13 protein-coding genes and 2 tRNA genes are annotated in these 16,137 nt (G+C 73.5%); 6 read left to right on the top strand and 9 right to left on the bottom strand.

The window, feature by feature from the left end; translation table 11 throughout:
* Window positions 1-190 precede the first annotated feature (190 nt).
* The 3 genes from UIS43_RS25630 to UIS43_RS25620 all read left to right on the top strand — a co-directional run bounded on the left by UIS43_RS25630 (window position 191) and on the right by UIS43_RS25620 (window position 4,433).
* Entirely contained in the window at window positions 191-1,180 is a 990-nt protein-coding gene (locus UIS43_RS25630; protein WP_013151825.1) for a malate dehydrogenase, read from the top strand.
* A 157-nt stretch (window positions 1,181-1,337) separates the two neighbouring features.
* Entirely contained in the window at window positions 1,338-3,830 is a 2,493-nt protein-coding gene (locus UIS43_RS25625) for an RNA helicase (protein ID WP_041552316.1), read from the top strand.
* A 258-nt stretch (window positions 3,831-4,088) separates the two neighbouring features.
* A complete protein-coding gene (locus UIS43_RS25620) occupies window positions 4,089-4,433 on the top strand; it encodes a hypothetical protein (RefSeq protein ID WP_013151823.1) in 345 nt (114 codons plus the stop codon).
* Window positions 4,434-4,460: 27 nt separating this feature from the next.
* Here UIS43_RS25620 and UIS43_RS25615 read toward each other — a convergent pair whose 3' ends face one another.
* Together UIS43_RS25615 and UIS43_RS25610 are read right to left on the bottom strand one after the other, a co-directional pair.
* Window positions 4,461-4,931, bottom strand: a complete 471-nt coding sequence (locus UIS43_RS25615) for a dCMP deaminase (RefSeq protein WP_013151822.1) — start codon at window positions 4,929-4,931, stop codon at window positions 4,461-4,463.
* Complete coding sequence (locus UIS43_RS25610) at window positions 4,928-5,632, bottom strand: RibD family protein (protein ID WP_013151821.1); 705 nt, start codon at window positions 5,630-5,632, stop codon at window positions 4,928-4,930. Before UIS43_RS25610 ends, UIS43_RS25615 begins: the two co-directional genes overlap by 4 nt.
* Before the next feature lie 595 nt (window positions 5,633-6,227).
* Between UIS43_RS25610 and UIS43_RS25605 the strand changes: the two genes are divergently transcribed.
* Window positions 6,228-7,115 carry an SAM-dependent methyltransferase gene (locus UIS43_RS25605; protein ID WP_013151820.1) on the top strand — a complete coding sequence of 296 codons (888 nt, stop codon included), beginning with the start codon at window positions 6,228-6,230 and terminating at the stop codon, window positions 7,113-7,115.
* Between the two features lie 382 nt (window positions 7,116-7,497).
* Here the strand turns inward: UIS43_RS25605 and UIS43_RS25600 are convergent, their stop codons facing one another.
* From UIS43_RS25600 to UIS43_RS25585, 4 genes are all read right to left on the bottom strand, one after another.
* Window positions 7,498-7,902 carry a hypothetical protein gene (locus UIS43_RS25600; RefSeq protein WP_197724871.1) on the bottom strand — a complete coding sequence of 135 codons (405 nt, stop codon included), beginning with the start codon at window positions 7,900-7,902 and terminating at the stop codon, window positions 7,498-7,500.
* On the bottom strand, window positions 7,875-8,657 hold the full coding sequence (locus UIS43_RS25595) for a hypothetical protein (RefSeq protein WP_358455230.1): 783 nt from the start codon (window positions 8,655-8,657) through the stop codon (window positions 7,875-7,877). Before UIS43_RS25595 ends, UIS43_RS25600 begins: the two co-directional genes overlap by 28 nt.
* Before the next feature lie 320 nt (window positions 8,658-8,977).
* Window positions 8,978-9,050 (bottom strand) — tRNA-Asn (locus tag UIS43_RS25590).
* Window positions 9,051-9,216: 166 nt separating this feature from the next.
* Window positions 9,217-9,289 (bottom strand) — tRNA-Asn (locus tag UIS43_RS25585).
* Window positions 9,290-9,444: 155 nt separating this feature from the next.
* Here UIS43_RS25585 and UIS43_RS25580 point away from each other — a divergent pair.
* Window positions 9,445-9,786 (top strand): hypothetical protein, encoded by a 342-nt coding sequence (locus UIS43_RS25580; RefSeq protein WP_013151819.1) that lies wholly within the window; start codon window positions 9,445-9,447, stop codon window positions 9,784-9,786.
* Window positions 9,786-10,307: a hypothetical protein gene (locus tag UIS43_RS25575; RefSeq protein WP_071621590.1), complete on the top strand. Its 522-nt coding sequence runs from the start codon at window positions 9,786-9,788 to the stop codon at window positions 10,305-10,307. The genes UIS43_RS25580 and UIS43_RS25575 overlap by 1 nt, the downstream gene beginning before the upstream one ends.
* 85 nt (window positions 10,308-10,392) lie before the next feature.
* On the opposite strand, the gene UIS43_RS25570 is transcribed toward UIS43_RS25575, so the two are convergent.
* The 3 genes from UIS43_RS25570 to UIS43_RS25560 all read right to left on the bottom strand — a co-directional run bounded on the left by UIS43_RS25570 (window position 10,393) and on the right by UIS43_RS25560 (window position 16,090).
* Window positions 10,393-11,280 carry an endo alpha-1,4 polygalactosaminidase gene (locus tag UIS43_RS25570; RefSeq protein ID WP_013151817.1) on the bottom strand — a complete coding sequence of 296 codons (888 nt, stop codon included), beginning with the start codon at window positions 11,278-11,280 and terminating at the stop codon, window positions 10,393-10,395.
* Window positions 11,281-11,572: 292 nt separating this feature from the next.
* The gene (locus tag UIS43_RS25565; RefSeq protein WP_117199073.1) at window positions 11,573-14,536 is read right to left on the bottom strand and encodes an FAD-binding and (Fe-S)-binding domain-containing protein; all 2,964 of its coding nucleotides are present in this window, start codon (window positions 14,534-14,536) and stop codon (window positions 11,573-11,575) included.
* Window positions 14,537-14,770: 234 nt separating this feature from the next.
* Complete coding sequence (locus tag UIS43_RS25560) at window positions 14,771-16,090, bottom strand: glycoside hydrolase family 18 protein (RefSeq protein WP_370011946.1); 1,320 nt, start codon at window positions 16,088-16,090, stop codon at window positions 14,771-14,773.
* Window positions 16,091-16,137: the final 47 nt, after the last annotated feature.

The following is a 16,137-nucleotide window of genomic DNA, read 5'->3' as shown; positions in this document are numbered from 1 at the left end:
CCCGGCCGCCCGCCCGGGACGGCGCGGGGACACGTAGCGCGCACCTGGGTCACGGCACGCGGGAGCGCGCGGTCTAGGGTGGTGAGGTGCGGCGCGAGCCTGGACGGCCCCCAGCGCCCGGTACCGAAGCCGCGTCGAACCCGTTGTGAGCATCGCGGGTCGCGAAACGTCGTCAGGGAGAGTTCACGTCATGTCCAAAGCACCCGTCAACGTCACCGTCACCGGCGCCGCCGGCCAGATCGGCTACGCGCTGCTGTTCCGGATCGCCTCCGGCCAGCTGCTCGGCGCCGACACCCCGGTGAAGCTGCGCCTGCTGGAGATCCCGCAGGCCGTCAAGGCCGCCGAGGGCACGGCGATGGAGCTGGACGACTGCGCCTTCCCGCTGCTCCAGGGCATCGACATCTTCGACGACGCCACCCAGGCCTTCCAGGGCGCCAACGTCGCCCTGCTGGTCGGCGCCCGCCCGCGCGGCAAGGGCATGGAGCGCGGCGACCTGCTGGAGGCCAACGGCGGCATCTTCAAGCCCCAGGGCGAGGCGATCAACGCCGGTGCGGCCGACGACATCCGCGTGCTGGTGGTGGGCAACCCCGCCAACACCAACGCCCTCATCGCGCAGAGCCACGCCCCCGACGTCCCGGCCGAGCGCTTCACCGCGATGACCCGCCTGGACCACAACCGCGCGCTCACCCAGCTCGCCAAGAAGCTCGACGTGTCGATCAACGACATCAAGAAGCTCACCATCTGGGGCAACCACTCCGCCACCCAGTACCCGGACGTGTTCCACGCCGAGGTCAACGGCGCCAACGCGGCCAAGGCCGTCGGCGACCAGGCCTGGCTGGAGAACGACTTCATCCCGACCGTCGCCAAGCGCGGCGCCGCGATCATCGAGGCCCGGGGCGCCTCCTCGGCGGCCTCCGCCGCCAACGCCGCCGTCGACCACGTGTACGACTGGGTCAACGGCACCCCCGAGGGCGACTGGACCTCCGCGGCCATCCCCTCCGACGGCTCCTACGGCGTGCCCGAGGGCATCATCTCCTCCTTCCCCGTCGTCTCGCGCGGCGGCAGGTGGGAGATCGTGCAGGGCCTGGAGATCGACGACTTCTCCCGCGCACGCATCGACGCCTCCGTCAAGGAGCTGGTCGAGGAGCGCGACACCGTCAAGCAGCTCGGCCTGGTCTGACCGCCGAGACGCGCACCGCGAGACCGGTGACACGACGGGCGCACCCCGCGCGGGGTGCGCCCGTCGCCGTCGCGGGGCCCCGGACGTCGCGCGCCGCGGCCAGCGTCCCGAAGGGGGCCGGGAAGCAGGCAGTATAGAGACTGTGAGTCTCATCGATGTGCTTCCGGCCGAACCAGAACCCGACTCCCTCTTCGAGGCGTTCGCTTTGTGGGCCGAGGAGCGGGGCCTCACCCTCTACCCGCACCAGGAGGAGGCCCTCATCGAGGTCGTCTCCGGGTCCAACGTCATCCTCAACACCCCCACCGGCTCGGGCAAGAGCATGGTGGCCACCGGCGCGCTCTTCGCCGCGCTGGCCCGCGACGAGTGCGCGTTCTACACCGCGCCCATCAAGGCGCTGGTGTCGGAGAAGTTCTTCGACCTGTGCAAGATCTTCGGCACCGACAACGTCGGCATGATGACCGGCGACGCCAGCGTCAACGCCGACGCGCCCATCGTGTGCTGCACGGCGGAGGTCCTGGCCCAGATCGCCCTGGCCGAGGGCGCGAACGCCGACATCAACACGGTCGTCATGGACGAGTTCCACTTCTACGCCGAGCCCGACCGCGGGTGGGCGTGGCAGGTGCCGCTGCTGGAGATGCCGCAGGCGCAGTTCCTGCTGATGTCGGCCACCCTGGGCGACGTCAGCCGCTTCGAGGAGGACCTGGAGAAGCGCACCGGGCGCTCCACCGCCGTGGTGTCCTCGGCCGAGCGCCCCGTCCCCCTCTACTACGACTACCGGGTCACCCCGCTGCACGAGACGCTGGAGGAGCTGCTCGGCAGCGGCAACGCCCCCGTGTACATCGTGCACTTCACCCAGGCGCAGGCGGTCGAGCGCGCGCAGTCGCTGACCAGCATCAACATGTGCACCAAGGAGGAGAAGGCGGCGATCGCCGCGGAGATCGGCAACTTCCGCTTCACCACCAAGTTCGGCCGCAACCTGTCCCGCTACGTGCGGCACGGCATCGGCGTGCACCACGCGGGCATGCTGCCCAAGTACCGGCGCCTGGTCGAGCGCCTGGCGCAGTCGGGGCTGCTCAAGGTCATCTGCGGCACCGACACCCTCGGCGTGGGCGTGAACGTGCCCATCCGCACGGTGCTGTTCACCGCGCTGAGCAAGTACGACGGGGTGCGCGTGCGCCGCCTGCGCGCCCGCGAGTTCCACCAGATCGCCGGGCGCGCGGGCCGGGCCGGGTTCGACACCGTGGGCAACGTGGTGGCCCAGGCCCCCGAGCACGTCATCGAGAACGAGAAGGCGCTCGCCAAGGTCGGCGACGACGCCAAGAAGCGGCGCAAGGTGGTGCGCAAGAAGGCCCCGGAGGGGTTCGTCTCCTGGGACGAGGCCACCTTCACCAAGCTGATCGAGTCCGACCCCGAGCCCCTGACCTCGCGGTTCAGGGTCAGCAACGCCATGCTGCTGAGCGTGATCGCCCGCCCCGGCGACTGCTTCCCGGCCATGAAGCACCTGCTCACCGAGAACCACGACGACCGCCCCAGGCAGCGCCGCCACATCAGCGAGGCCATCGCCATCTACCGGTCGCTGCTGGACGGCGGGATCGTGGAGGCGCTCCCCGAGCCCGACGCGCAGGGGCGCACCGCGCGGCTGACCGTGGACCTCCAGGCCGACTTCGCGCTCAACCAGCCGCTGTCCACGTTCGCGCTGGCCGCGCTGGACCTGCTGGACAAGGAGTCGCCCACGTACCCGCTGGACGTGCTCAGCGTGGTGGAGTCCACCCTGGACGACCCGCGGCAGATCCTGGGCGCCCAGCTCAACAAGGCGCGCGGCGAGGCCGTCCAGCAGATGAAGATGGACGGCATCGAGTACGACGAGCGCATGGAGCGGCTGGAGGAGGTCGACTACCCCAAGCCGCTGGAGGAGCTGCTCAGCCACGCCTACGAGGTGTACCGGCGCGGCCACCCGTGGGTGGGCGACCACCCGCTCCGGCCCAAGACGGTGGCCCGGGACATGTACGAGCGGGCGATGACCTTCACCGAGTACGTGGGCTTCTACGAACTGGCCCGCTCGGAGGGGCTCGTGCTGCGCTACCTGGCCAGCGCGTACAAGGCGCTCAACCAGACGGTGCCCGACGACGCCAAGACCGAGGAGCTGCGCGACCTCATCGAGTGGCTGGGCGAGCTGGTCCGCCAGGTGGACTCCAGCCTGCTGGACGAGTGGGAGCAGCTGACCAACCCCGAGGCGGAGGTGCCGGAGGACGCGGCCGCCGCCGAGGAGAAGGTGCGGCCCGTCACCACCAACGAGCGGGCGTTCCGGGTGCTGGTGCGCAACGAGATGTTCCGCCGCGTGGAGCTGGCCGCCCTGCGCCGCCACGACGAACTGGGGCGGCTGGACGAGGACGGGGAGTGGGACGCCGAGGCCTGGGAGGAGGCCCTGGACGCCTACTTCGAGGAGCACGACGCGATCGGGACCGGGCCGGACGCGCGCGGCCCGGCGATGCTGCTCATCGAGCGGGAGCCGGAGCTGTGGCGGGTCCGCCAGATCTTCGCCGACCCGGCGGGCGACCACGACTGGGGCATCAGCGCCGAGGTGGACCTGGCCGCGTCCGACGCCGAGGGGCGCGCGGTGGTGCACGTGGCGGACGTGGACCGGCTGTAGGGGCGGACGGTCCTCGGGGAAGGGCCGTTTTCGGGCACGCCCATGCCGTCTCCGGGGATGGGCCCCCTGTACCAAGGGAACACCCCCGGACCCGGGCCGCGCCACAGCCGGATCCGGCCTGTGGACAACCCGGGTCGGGCCGCCTCCGGCGGGTAGAAAGGACGGCACAGGGTCCGGCGCCGCCGGACCCGCTCCCCTGCCCGCCGACCCCTCCCGTCCCAGCGGTCGTGCGGACCTTCACACACAGGAGGTTCGACCATGCCCCTCCCCCTCATCGCCTGGGCCGTCGCCGCGGGAGGCGCCGCGGCCGCCGCCTACGTCGCCCGCCGGATGTCCAGGGACGAGGAGTTCGCCGGAAGGGTCCGCGATGTCGCCGGTTCCCTCGCCAGGTCGGTGTCGGCCAGCGACGAACTCGACAGGCTCCTGGAGATGGAGGAGCCCGTCGCCATGCGCCACCTCGACGCCAGGGCGCCCCGGATGAGCGCCCAGCAGTGGGACGACTTCTCCGGAGCGGTGCACGCCCGCGTCACCAACCCCTACGAGGACGAGGAGACCAAGGCCCGGACGCGCCGCCTGTACTCCTACGCGGGCAAGCTCAGATGACGCGGCCGCCCTCCACCGGGCTCCCGCTCAGCCCAGCAGGTGGGCGTTGACCTCGCGCACGCCGTCGGCCAGGTCGGGCCGCTCCACGACCGTCCGGCCCGCCGCGCGCAGGCGCTCGGCGCCGTCGCAGTCCACGAACACGGAGGGCTCCCGCCAGGCGAACACCACGCGCGCGACGGGCGTGGCCAGGATCAGCGCCGAGCAGGACAGCGGCCGGGAGGCACGGGAGCTGCACGGTTCCAGGGACGAGTACAGGGTGGCTCCGGCCAGCCTGGGGTCGTCGGCGTCCACCTCCCGCAGGGCCGCCTCCTCGGCGTGGTCGTGCGGGTCGTCGCGGCGCGAGTAGCCCTCGCCCAGGACGGTGCCGTCGGCGGCGACCACGGCGCAGCCCACCGAGAACGCCGTGTCCGAGGGCGGACAGGAGCGGGACAGCTCGACGGTGCGGCGCAGCCACCGGGCGTCGGACTCCCCCTCGGCGGGGGGCGGACCGGCGCTCACGCGCGCGCTCCCCGGTCCAGCCGGTAGCGCAGGACCGCCACGTCGCCCAGCGCCCTGGCCTCCACCAGCCGCATCGGCGCGTCGGGGGTCTGCGGGAAGGCGCCGGGCACGACGAAGCGCGGGGCGTCCTCCTGCCCCACCAGGAAGGGGGCCACCGCCAACCGGAGCTCGTCGACCAGCCCCGAGGTGAGGAAGAGCGTGTGGATGTGCCCGCCGCCCTCGACCAGCAGGCGGCCGACGCCCCGGTCGGCCAGGTCGGCCAGCACGGCCCGGACGGTGGGCGGGTCCCCGGCGTCCACGACCTCGGCGGGCGGGTCCGCGGCGGGCCGGTCGGCCAGCGCGCGCCGGGCGGTGTCCACGCCCGCCCCGCCGGTGTAGACGACGGCTCCCGCGTCCCCGGTGGAGAAGAAGCGGGCCGCGGGGTCGAACTCGCCGCTGCGGGTGACCAGGGCCTTGAGCAGGTGCGCGGTGCGCCCGCGCTCCCGGCGGCGTTCGCGCAGCAGCGGGGAGCGCACCAACAGCCCGGGGTTGTCGGCGCGCAGGGTGCCCGCGCCGACGAGGATGGCGTCGCACTCCGCCCGTAGTTCGTCGATCTCGGCGAAGTCGGCCTCGTTGGACAGGCGCAGCCGCTCGGGCCCGGTGTCGTCGATGCGTCCGTCGACCGACATGGCGCAGCTGAGGATGGTGTACGGGCGGTCCATGGCCCCAGGCTAGGCCACGGCGCGGAGCCGGGCGGTCCGCGCTCGGGGAGCGCCCGCGTCCGCGGGAGCCCGCGACCGGAAGGGTCGGCGGTCGGGAGGGCCGGCGTCCCAACGGCGTTCCGGTGTTTTCGGCCCGCCGCTCCACCGTTCACCGGTCGCGCCGCATTCCTGGGCACGGCAAGGAATTCCCGCAGGTGGCGACTGCGTGCGCGGAATTTCCCTCCGATATGCGCGGGGAACGCTTTTCTCCGTTCCCGCACGGCGGAGGAGCCCGCGCTCACGCTCCGGGGACGGGACACAACCACCCGTACCCACACGTCTCCACTGTCACACACGCGCACTCACGAAACCCGGGAAGCCCGTAGCCACGGGCTTACGGGTTCCGAGTCCTCACCCTGATTCCTCCCATAATGGACATTAGGTATATAACTCCTAGCCCACCCAGGACCACCCTTCGCCACACCCCGCAGTACTTCCCGGGCATCGCGAACACCGATTTTTATGACCGGAGTCTGTGACTCGGTTAACAACACCTCTCACGCGGAATACAATCCAGTGGTCGACCACTCTTCCCACCTCAGACAAGAGGACGGCGATGTCTCGATTCACCTCCCCCCCTTTCCTGAGGCAGGCGGGGGGCAAACACGTCCGCGCCCACCCACCGCCCGCCGTTGACCTGACCCGGCCCAGCGTGGCCCGGCTGCACTCCTTCCACCTCAAGGGCAAGGACCACTTCGAGGCGGACCGGGACCTGGCCGGCCGCGCCGAGCGGGCCGCGCCCGGGTTCCAGGACCTCGTGCTGGGCGAGAGGGCCTTCCTCCAGCGCGCCGTCCGCCACCTGTGCGCGGACCTGGGCATCCGGCAGTTCATCCAGTTCGGCGCGGGACTGCCCGCACCGGGCGACCCGCACGAGATCGCGCACGAGAGCGACCCCCGCGCGCGCGTCGTCTACGCCACCGACGACCCTGTGGTCCTGACCCACCACCTCGCCCTGCTCCGCGACCGGCGCACCACCACCGCGGTGCGCGCCTCGCTCACCCGCCCGGACAGGCTCCTGGACAGCTCCGAGACCCGGAGCTTCCTCGACCTGGACGAGCCCGTCGGCCTGCTGCTCGCCGGTGCCGTCACGCACACCTCCGACGCCGACCACCCGGCCGAGCACATAGCCGCCCTGCGCGACGCCCTGGCTCCCGGCAGCCACATGGTCCTCAGCCACTACTGCCGTCCCGACTCCGCCGTCTTCCCCAAGGACGCGGCGCGGGCCGAGCAGCTGGAGCAGGTGTTCGCCGAACGCCTGCGGTCCGGCCGCTGGCGCTCGCGGCGGGCCATCCTCGACTTCTTCGAGGGCTGGCGCGTCGCCGAACCCGGCGTGATCGAGGTCCAGCGGTGGCGCACGCTGCCCGTGGCCCCGCCGGTGCCCGGCTGCTACCAGATGCCCCAGCGCAACCGCCGACTGCTCATCGGCGGCGTCGCCGGAATCTGAGGCGTTACCTCCGCCCCGCGTCGCAGCCGCCCGGACCGGCAGCGGGCGAGGTCCGCCACCGCGCACACCGGGCCGCTCAGCCCAGTGGCCCCGACACCGAGCGGTCCCGTGTCCCGACCACGGGAACCCTCGGAGTACTCCAGCGGCCCCGAACCGCTGGCGCGGACGGTGGATGTCCGGCGGGGCGTCCCGGCCGCCCCGGCACCGACGGATGGCGCCCCAGAACACGGGCGCGGACCCGGTGCCGCTCTCCTCGCCGATGACCGGGCGCGTGCCGCCCCCGAGCCACTGCCCTCCGAGCGCGGTCCCGCCCAACGGGCCATGCCGCCGTCCCGGCCGACCGGGAAGCCGGTCGGACCGGGCCCGGTGCCCACACGCGCCGTCACCGCCGAACGCCCCGGTGTACCGGGGATCCGGCGTCCACGCGCGTGCCGTCCCCCTGCTCCCCGTCGGCACCTGCCGACCGGGACCCGGCACACGTCCCGTCCGCCGCGGAGCCCGCCCCGGCGGGCCGGAGCGCGCCGGGGGCCTCGCCCGTCCCGTGCAGGAACGCCTCGATGCTCTGTCGCAGCGGGGCCCGCCATTCGGGCCTGGCGGCGCAGTGGGTGCCGTCCTGGACGTCGGCCCAGTAGCTGATGTTGTCCTGGGCGCCGAGCGCCTGGTACACCTGCGCTCCGCCCAGGGCCGCCACACTCCCGGAGCGGGCACCCAGCCAGTCGATGTGGGGGTTGTCCATGACGAACAGCCCGCGCGGCGCGATCATGCCCAGGATCTGGTGTGTGTCCACCGGCAGCGTGCTCGGTCGCCCGTGTGGGAGCCGAAGGCGTCCCCCAGCCACGGCTGCTCGCCGTAGGCGCTGCTCAGGGGCCGGGCTCCGCTCTCCCGGGCGACCGCGCGGAAGGCGGGGACACCGCCGGTGCCCGACTCGATCGGCATGGTCAGGTCGATGCGCTGGTCGAACGCGCCCGCCGCGAGGGCGCCCTTGCCGTAGCGCGAGCACCCGGTGACACCGGTCGCGTCCGCCCGGAGGACGCCGCCGCCCGACTGCTCGACGACGTCGATGACGCGGCTGGCGCCCCAGGCCCAGGCCATGAGCAGCCCCGTACCGCTGGATGAGCCGTAGATGTCGTAGAACGCGCCCCGCTTGTCGCCCCGCGAGGTGCCCTCGGCCCCGACCGCGAAGGGGTCGTAGCTGATGACGGCGGCACCCGCAGCGTTGATGGCGGCCGTGGCCGCCCCGAACCCGCCGTAGACGATGACGGCCGGGAAGGGGCCCGAACGGCTCGGCAGGTCCACCGACGCCGAGAAGCTGGTGCTGCGTCCCCGGTCCGTCACGTTCACGGTGATGCCGGACGAGGCGACCGCGCCCGTGACGCTGTCGGGCGACGCGGGTCTGTCCCCGTAGACGGAGCGCTCCGCCAGTTCGTGGATCTCCGCCCGGCGGCACTCCCACTCCTCCAGGGTGGAGACGCGGGTGCCGCCCAGGCTGGTGAAGGGGTCGGGAAGCAGGGGGTCGGCGGCCGGGTGGCCGGGGTCGGGCACCGCGCAGTCGGCGCCGTTGTGCTCGGCGGCGGGAGCGGCCCGCGGACTTACGGTGGAGGCGGGGGTCTCGGGCCGGAACCGGTGGTGCGAGGCTCCATGGCAGGAAGGTTTTTCGGCTTTTTCCAGTGGAGTAACGGAAGTCTTCCGGAATACCCTCGGAAGCCAGGCGCGCGGGCGCGGACGCGTGAGATGGCAGGGGTGCCTGGGATTCGGGGAATCGCAGTGCCTTCTGTGGACACCGGTACTTTCTGTGCGCCCGAAGGCCGGGCACAAAAAAGGACAGGGCCCCTCCCGTGTGGGGGAAGGACCCTGTCCCGCCGCTCCCGCGATTGGACTCGAACCAATAACCTGCCGGTTAACAGCCGGCTGCTCTGCCGATTGAGCTACGCGGGATCGCGCTGGTCCCCGAACCCCGGGGGCTCGGCGACGTCCCCTAGCCTAGCGCCTTCCGAAGGGTGCTCGCGACGTGTTTCCGCCCCTGCGCACCGGCTCCGTTCACCCGCCCGACCACCCGAAAGACCGAGGGCCCGCCGGATGCTTCCGACGGGCCCTCCGGGCGCTCCCGCGATTGGACTCGAACCAATAACCTGCCGGTTAACAGCCGGCTGCTCTGCCGATTGAGCTACGCGGGATGGCGTGCGCCCCGCGGCGGGGCCGCGGCGACACATCAAGCGTAGCGTCCCCGCGGAGTGCTCGTGACCGGTGTCGGCATGTGTGGCGGGGTCGCGACGGGGTAACGTCGAGCACGGATCACGCCGATCGTCTCCAAAGGGTGAAGAGGTAGACCATGCGTTACCGGATCACGTTCGCCGCCGGACTCGCCATCGGTTACGTCCTGGGAGCACGGGCGGGCAGGGCCCGCTACGAGCAGCTCGCGCGCACCGCGCGCAAGGTGGCCGACAGCCCGGTCGTCCAGGAGGTCGCCGGCCTGGTCGGCGCCCAGGTCAGCAACGCGGGCCGCACCGTCTACGACAAGGCCGTGGACAAGATGCCGGTCACGTCCGTGCGCGACTTCCTCGCGCGGCCCACCGACGAGGAGATCGAACTCGTCGAGTGGGAGAGCCACAGGTCCAACGGCACCCAGCCTCCGGAGGAGAACGGCTCCCCCGGCAACGGCGGGAACCGCTAGTGGCCCTGTTCTCCCGGCGCGTACCCGCCGCGCTGCGCGCCCGGCTGGAGCGGGGCGAGCGCGTGCTGGCCCACGCGCCCGTCGTCTCTCCGGCCGGGGAGGCGGCGCCCGTCCTGGCCGCCACCACCCGGGCCCTGCACCTGCCCGACGGGCGCGCGGTGCCCTGGCAGGACATCGACCAGGCCAGTTGGAGCCCCGACGCCTTCACCTTCATGGAGGAGGGCGCGGGCGAGCACACGGTGCGGCTGCGCTCGGACCCGGACGCGGACGGCGTGGACTACCGCCGCCTGGCCGAGACCGTCTCCGAGCGGGTCACCGCGACCATCCTGGTCAACCGCTTCGTGCCCTTCCCCGATCCGGACTCCTCCACGGGCTTTCGCCTGGTGGCGCGGCGGCCGCCCGGCGGCGCCGACGTGGCCTGGCGCATCCATCTGGGCGAGGGGGTGGACCAGGGGGACCCCCGCCTGCCCGACGCCGTCTCCCGTTCCCTGGACGCCCTCCACGACCAGATGGGCGTGTGAGCCGCGTCCGAGGGCCCCTCGCCGCCCGGCCGGTGCCGGGCGGCGGGACGGCCCCGTCCGCCCGGCGCCGGGTGACCGGAACCGGTCAGCAGACGTCGAAGACGTAGTCCCCGTGCTCGGGGCCGACCAGGTCCAGGTCGCGCAGGATCATCCGGGAGGGCGCGCCCGGAGCCGCGCAGGCCTCCTCGAAGGTCATCCCCGCCTCCTCCAGCGCGTGGGGGTACTCCACCGCCAGGACGGCGTCGCCGTAGACGCCGGTGTAGGCCTCGCACTCGTTCCACACCGCGCACTCCTCGGTCACGGCGAAGTCGAAGCCGACCTCCTCCCTGCCGCGCTCGGTGTCCTCGGCGGCGTTCTTCTGGCCCGCGGCCATGCCGTGTCCGTGGGTGAGTTCGACCAGTTCGGCGGCCAGCGCGAGGTTGTCGTCGATCGTGAGCAGGCCCTGGGAGCGCAGGTTGGAGTCGAGGTTGTCGAACTCGACCGCGTCGAAGCCCTTGTCCGCGCAGTCGGCGATGGTCTCGCCGAGGACGGCGGCGATGCCGGAGCGCTTGTCCTCGGTGGAGGTGTCCAGGAGGCGCTCGTCGTCCCAGTCCTCGTCGATGACGGGCTCGCCCGAGGCGTCGCGCAGGATCAGGTCCGGGTGCTCCTCCAGCCACCACTCCAGGTCGCCGGGCTGGGTCTGGAAGCCGTTGACGTAGCAGACGGAGTACATCCCCTCCGCCGGCTCGGAGGTGGAGTCGCGCACCACCGTGCCCACGCCCGGGGGCGGGGTGTAGGAGGCGCCGAGCTGGTAGTCCAACGCCCCCTCGGGGAAGCCCTCGAAGGCGGCCGCCTCGGCGGCGGTGTCGGCGGTGCCCGCGGTGGAGGAGGTGGACGAGGCGAGTTCGCCTCCGCCCTGGCTCGCGCAGCCCGCGGCCAGGAGCGCCGTCAGTCCGACGGCCGCGGCCGCGCGGAGTCCGGTGGGTGTGGACATGGAGGAACCCCGTTCTGCGGCGGTGGGGTGTTCCGCCGCCTGGTGGTCGGCGGTCCCGCCGCGCGGGCGGGACGACGCCTACGGTAGGTGCTCGCGCCCGGTCCGCGGGACGCGGAGGGGGTCACGGGCGGGGCCCGCGCCGGAACGCACGGTCACCCTAGCCACGGACGCGGTCCGACGAAAGGCTCAGCCTCCGGGCCACCGGCCGGACGCGTCCCCCGGAGGGCCCGGAACTGCGGGAACCCGCCGGGGGTGTCGGCAGGGTCACACGCCTCCCAGGACACGTCAGGAGTCACACACGGTCGGGTCGCCCGGCCGACTCCCGTGCGTCGCGTTCGGCCAGCCCCCGCGCCAGCACCTCGGCCAGGTGCAGCGCCCGACGGCCCGCCCCCTGTTCGATCTGCGTGCGGCAGCTGTAGCCGTCGGCCAGCACCAGCGTGTCCGGGGAGGCGCCGCGCACGCGGGGCAGCAGCTCGCGTTCGCCGATGGCCGCGGACACCTCGTAGTGGCCCTCGGTGAACCCGAAGTCGCCCGCCAGCCCGCAGCAGCCCGAGTCCAGCACCTCTCCGTCGATCCCCGCGCGGGCGATCAGCTCGCGGTCGGCGTCGAAGCCGATCACCGCGTGCTGGTGGCAGTGCACCTGCGCCAGGGCCGAGGCCGCGATCCGGGGCGGCCGCCAGTCCGGCGCGTACTCGTTGAGGAAGCCCGCGAGGGTGTGCACGGCCGCGGCCACCCGCTCGCTGCGCTCCCCCGGGAGCAGCTCGACCAGGTCGTGGCGGAGCGCGGCGGTGCAGCTGGGCTCCAGGCCCACCACGGGCAGCCCCTCCTCCACCAGCGGCTCCAGCGCCCGCACCGCGCGGCGCATCACCGCGCGGGCGGTGTCCAACTGCCCGGTGGACACCCACGTCAGGCCGCAGCACACCTGCCCCCGGGGCAGCACCACGGTGAACCCGGCGTCCTCCAGCACGCGCACGGCGGCCGCGGGCACGTTCGGGTTGAGGTGGTTGCCGAAGGTGTCCGGCCACAGCACCACCCTCGGTCCGCCGACGCGTGCCCGCCCGCGCGCGGCGCGCCGACGGAAGGCGCGGGTGAAGGTGGTGCGGGCGAACGAGGGCAGGTCGCGCTGGGCGGCCACGCCCGCGACCCTCTTGGCCAGGCGCGACACCCCCGGCAGCCGGGCGGCCCGGTTGGCCTCGGCCGGGGCGAGCGCGGCCAGGCGCGCCCAGAGGGGCAGCCAGCCCATGGAGTAGTGGGCGGCCGGGCGGATCCTGCCCCGGTAGTGCTGGTGCAGGAACTCGGCCTTGTAGGAGGCCATGTCCACGTTGACCGGGCAGTCGCTCAGGCAGCCCTTGCAGGACAGGCACAGGTCCAGGCTCTCGCGCACCTCCTCCGAGCGCCAGCCGTCGGTGATGACGTCGCCGCTGGCCATCTCGAACAGCAGGTGGGCGCGGCCGCGGGTGGAGTGCTTCTCCTCCTGGGTGACCTGGTAGCTGGGGCACATGACGCCCGGTCCCTCCTGGCGGCGGCACTTGCCCACCCCGGAGCAGCGGCGCAGCGCCTTGGCGAGGTCGCCCCCGTCCTCGCGGTAGGCCAGTTCGGCCCGCGAGAGCAGCGGCAGCACCGGGCCGGGACCGGAGGGGCCGGGGACGGCGGCCACCCGGACGTCGGCGTCCAGCGGCAGCGGATCGACGATGACGCCGGGGTTCATGAGGCCGGCGGGGTCCCAGATCCGCTTGAACTCGCCGAAGGCGCGGATGAGGGAGGCCGGGTACATGCGGGCCAGCAGCTCCGAGCGCGCCTGGCCGTCGCCGTGTTCGCCCGACAGGGAGCCGCCGTGCCGGACCACGGTGTCGGCGGCCTCCTCCATGAACTCCCGGTACTCGCGCCGTCCCCGCTCGGTGGTGAGCTCGAAGTCGATGCGCACGTGCAGGCAGCCGTCGCCGAAGTGGCCGTAGACCACGCCGAAGCGGCCGTGGCGCTCCATGAGCGCCTCGAAGTCGCGCAGGTAGTCGCCCAGGTTCTCGGGCGGCACCGCGGCGTCCTCCCAGCCCGACCAGGCCTCGGCCCCCGAGGGCGTGCGCTGCGTGAGCCCGGCGCCCTCCTCCCGGATGCGCCAGAGCGCCTTCTGGTGGGCGGGGTCGGAGACGACGAGGGCGTCACGGGGGCGGGAGGCGCCCGACAGGGCGGCGAGCATGCCCTCCGCGGCGTCGGCGGCGTCCTGGGGGTCCTCCCCGGCGACCTCCACCAGGAGCCAGGCCCCGCCCTCGGGCAGCGGTACGCGCGAGCCGGAGCCGAACCGGTCCAGGGAGGCGACCATGCGGTGGTTGATGCCCTCGACGGTGAGCGGGCCGTGGCCGAGCAGGTCGGGGACGGCGTCGGCGGCCGCGGGGGCGTCGGGGTAGCCGAGGACGGCCAGGGCGCGGGCTGGCGGCGACTCGACCAGGCGCACGGTGGCGCCGAGGACGAACACGCAGGTGCCCTCGGTGCCCACGAGGGCGGCGGCGACGTCGCGGCCCTTCTCCGGCAGCAGGCGGTCCAGGGAGTAGCCGGACACGCGGCGGCGGAAGTCGGGCATCGCGGTGCGCAGCTCGGCGCGGTGGGCGTCCACGAGGCGGGCGAGGGCGGCGTGGATCTGTCCCTCGCGTCCGGGGCGCGCGGCCAGGGCGCGGTGCTCCTCGTCGCCGTCGCTGGAGCCGACGGTGAGCCGGGTCCCGTCGCTGAGCAGCACGTCGAGGGAGACGATGTTGTCGGCGGTGGTGCCCCAGGCGACCGAGTGGGAGCCGCAGGCGTTGTTGCCGACCATGCCGCCCACGGTGCAGCGGCTGTGGGTGGAGGGGTCGGGGGCGAAGGTGAGCCCGTGCTCGGCGGCGGCGCGGCGCAGGTCGTCGAGGATGACACCGGGCTGCACCGTGGCGGTGCGCGCCACGGGGTCGATGTGCTCTATGGCGCGCAGGTGGCGGGAGGTGTCGATGACGACGCCGGTACCGATGGCGTTGCCCGCGATGGAGGTGCCGCCGCCCCGGGGCACGATCGCCACACCGTGCTCGGCGCAGGCGCGGACCGCCGCCACGCAGTCCTCGACGGTCTCGGGGACCACCACGGCCAGCGGGACCCTGCGGTAGTTGGAGGCGTCGGAGGTGTAGAGGGCGCGGGTGCCCGCGTCGAAGGCGACCGTGCCCCGGACACGGCTCTCCAGGTCGCGGCGCAGGGCGGCGACGTCGGTTCGGGCTGTGGTGGTGCTGTGCGGGTCGGCCATGGTGCCAGCGTGGCGGCTTCGGCCGCGGCGCCGCAAGCGTGCCGCGCTGCCCGGCCGCACCGCCCCGCCGCGCCGTCCGGAGCCGGGGGCACGGGGGGCGGGGACCGGGGGCGCGGAACCGGGGCCGGTGACCGGGAACCTGGTCGGGTACGCGGAGCCGGGGCCCGGGGTCGGGGCCGGGTCCGGTGCCCGGGTTCCTCCGGAACCGGTGTCCGCGCCGGACATCCCCGGGGGTCAGCCCCCGAGGGACTCGTCCATGGCGCGCACCAGTTCGCCGCGGGGGTCCATGTCCAGGTTCCACACCATGAGCCCGCCCAGCCCCCGTTCGAGCACGTACTCGCCCTTGAGGCGGATCACCTCGGGGTTGTCGTAGGCCCACCACTCGTCGCCGTCCAGGACCCAGGAGGCGCCCGCCTCCTCGTCCAGGGCGCGGGGGCCCTCGATCTCCTGGAGTTCGGAGAAGGCCATGGTCGGGCCGTCGTAGCGGTCCTCGGCGGACCCCGCGACCGGCTGCCCCGGCCCGGGCTCGGAGGGGTCCTCCAGCCGCCAGCCGCGGCCGAAGGCCGGAACGCCCATCACGAGCCGCTCCGGCGGCGCGCCCAGGTCCACGTAGCGCCGCACGGCCCGGTCGACGCTGTTGGCGTCGGCGTCGGAGGTGTACAGGTTGGAGTGGTAGGCGGTCCGCTCGCTCCACGGGCCGGCGAAGTCGTAGCCCTGCACGGTGGCGAAGTCCAGGTACTCGAAGACCCGCGCGTCGTAGGCCTGGCTGGCCGCGGCCCCTCCGGGCAGCGACGCGGACAGGACGTACTCCTCGCCGGTCTCCCGGGACAGCGCGTCCATCTGGCGGCGGAACTCGGCCGCCAGGAGGGTGAAGTTGGCCGCGTCGTCGGGGTGCTCCACGTTGTCCGGGTGACCCGCTCCCCCGGGCCACTCCCAGTCCAGGTCGATGCCGTCGAAGATCCCGGCCGCCGCCCCGTCGCCGCCCTGCGGCTCGTCCTCGAACACCGGCAGGTCTCCCCGCAGCCACAGGTCCAGGCAGGAGGCCACGAAGGCCTCCCGGGACTCGGGGGTGCGGGCCGCGGTGGAGAAGTGCGTGGACCAGTTCCAGCCGCCCAGGGACAGGCTGGCCCTCAGGTGGGGGTGCCTCTCCTGGAGCTGGCGCAGCTGGTTGAGGCTGCCCGCGAGCTCCTGTTCGTACTCGTCGGCCCGCCCGCTGACGCTCTCGTCGGCGTCGTAGCGCCGCTGGTACAGCTCCCAGGGCTGGTCGTGGGTGCCCGGGATGCGGCACAGGCCCCCGGAGCTGATGTCGCCGAACGCCCACATCAGGCGGGTCAGGTGCTCGGGGGCTCCGCTGTCCTCCAGCTCCTTGACGGTGTAGCCGCGGTTGGCCACGTTCCAGTCGGCGAAGTACCCGAGGCGCTCGGGGTTCCTTCCGGTCGCGGCCACGAAGACCCCCGTGATCAGCACTGCGGCGGCCACGACCGCGCCCAGGACGAGCAGGGGTCGGCGCCGCGGGGGCGACGCGCCGTCCGGCGGGGCTGGCGTGGTTCTCACACCCACGACGTTAGACGCCGAGCGCGTCGGATGCGGCGGGTCGACAC

Origin of the sequence: Nocardiopsis sp. LDBS0036, assembly GCF_041228755.1 — a bacterium.
GTDB classification, from domain to species: domain Bacteria; phylum Actinomycetota; class Actinomycetes; order Streptosporangiales; family Streptosporangiaceae; genus Nocardiopsis; species Nocardiopsis dassonvillei.
The sequence above is the reverse complement of the archived record's forward strand: the minus strand, read 5'-3'. Positions and strand labels throughout refer to the sequence as shown.

Bases quoted from the DNA above. Each gene is read 5' to 3' on its own strand.
- UIS43_RS25630 (WP_013151825.1), top strand. From the start codon at position 191: ATGTCCAAAGCACCCGTCAACGTCACCGTCACCGGCGCCGCCGGCCAG.
- UIS43_RS25620 (WP_013151823.1), top strand. From the start codon at position 4,089: ATGCCCCTCCCCCTCATCGCCTGGGCCGTCGCCGCGGGAGGCGCCGCG.
- UIS43_RS25610 (WP_013151821.1), bottom strand. From the start codon at position 5,632: ATGGACCGCCCGTACACCATCCTCAGCTGCGCCATGTCGGTCGACGGA.
- UIS43_RS25605 (WP_013151820.1), top strand. From the start codon at position 6,228: ATGTCTCGATTCACCTCCCCCCCTTTCCTGAGGCAGGCGGGGGGCAAA.
- UIS43_RS25580 (WP_013151819.1), top strand. From the start codon at position 9,445: ATGCGTTACCGGATCACGTTCGCCGCCGGACTCGCCATCGGTTACGTC.
- UIS43_RS25570 (WP_013151817.1), bottom strand. From the start codon at position 11,280: ATGTCCACACCCACCGGACTCCGCGCGGCCGCGGCCGTCGGACTGACG.
- UIS43_RS25565 (WP_117199073.1), bottom strand. From the start codon at position 14,536: ATGGCCGACCCGCACAGCACCACCACAGCCCGAACCGACGTCGCCGCC.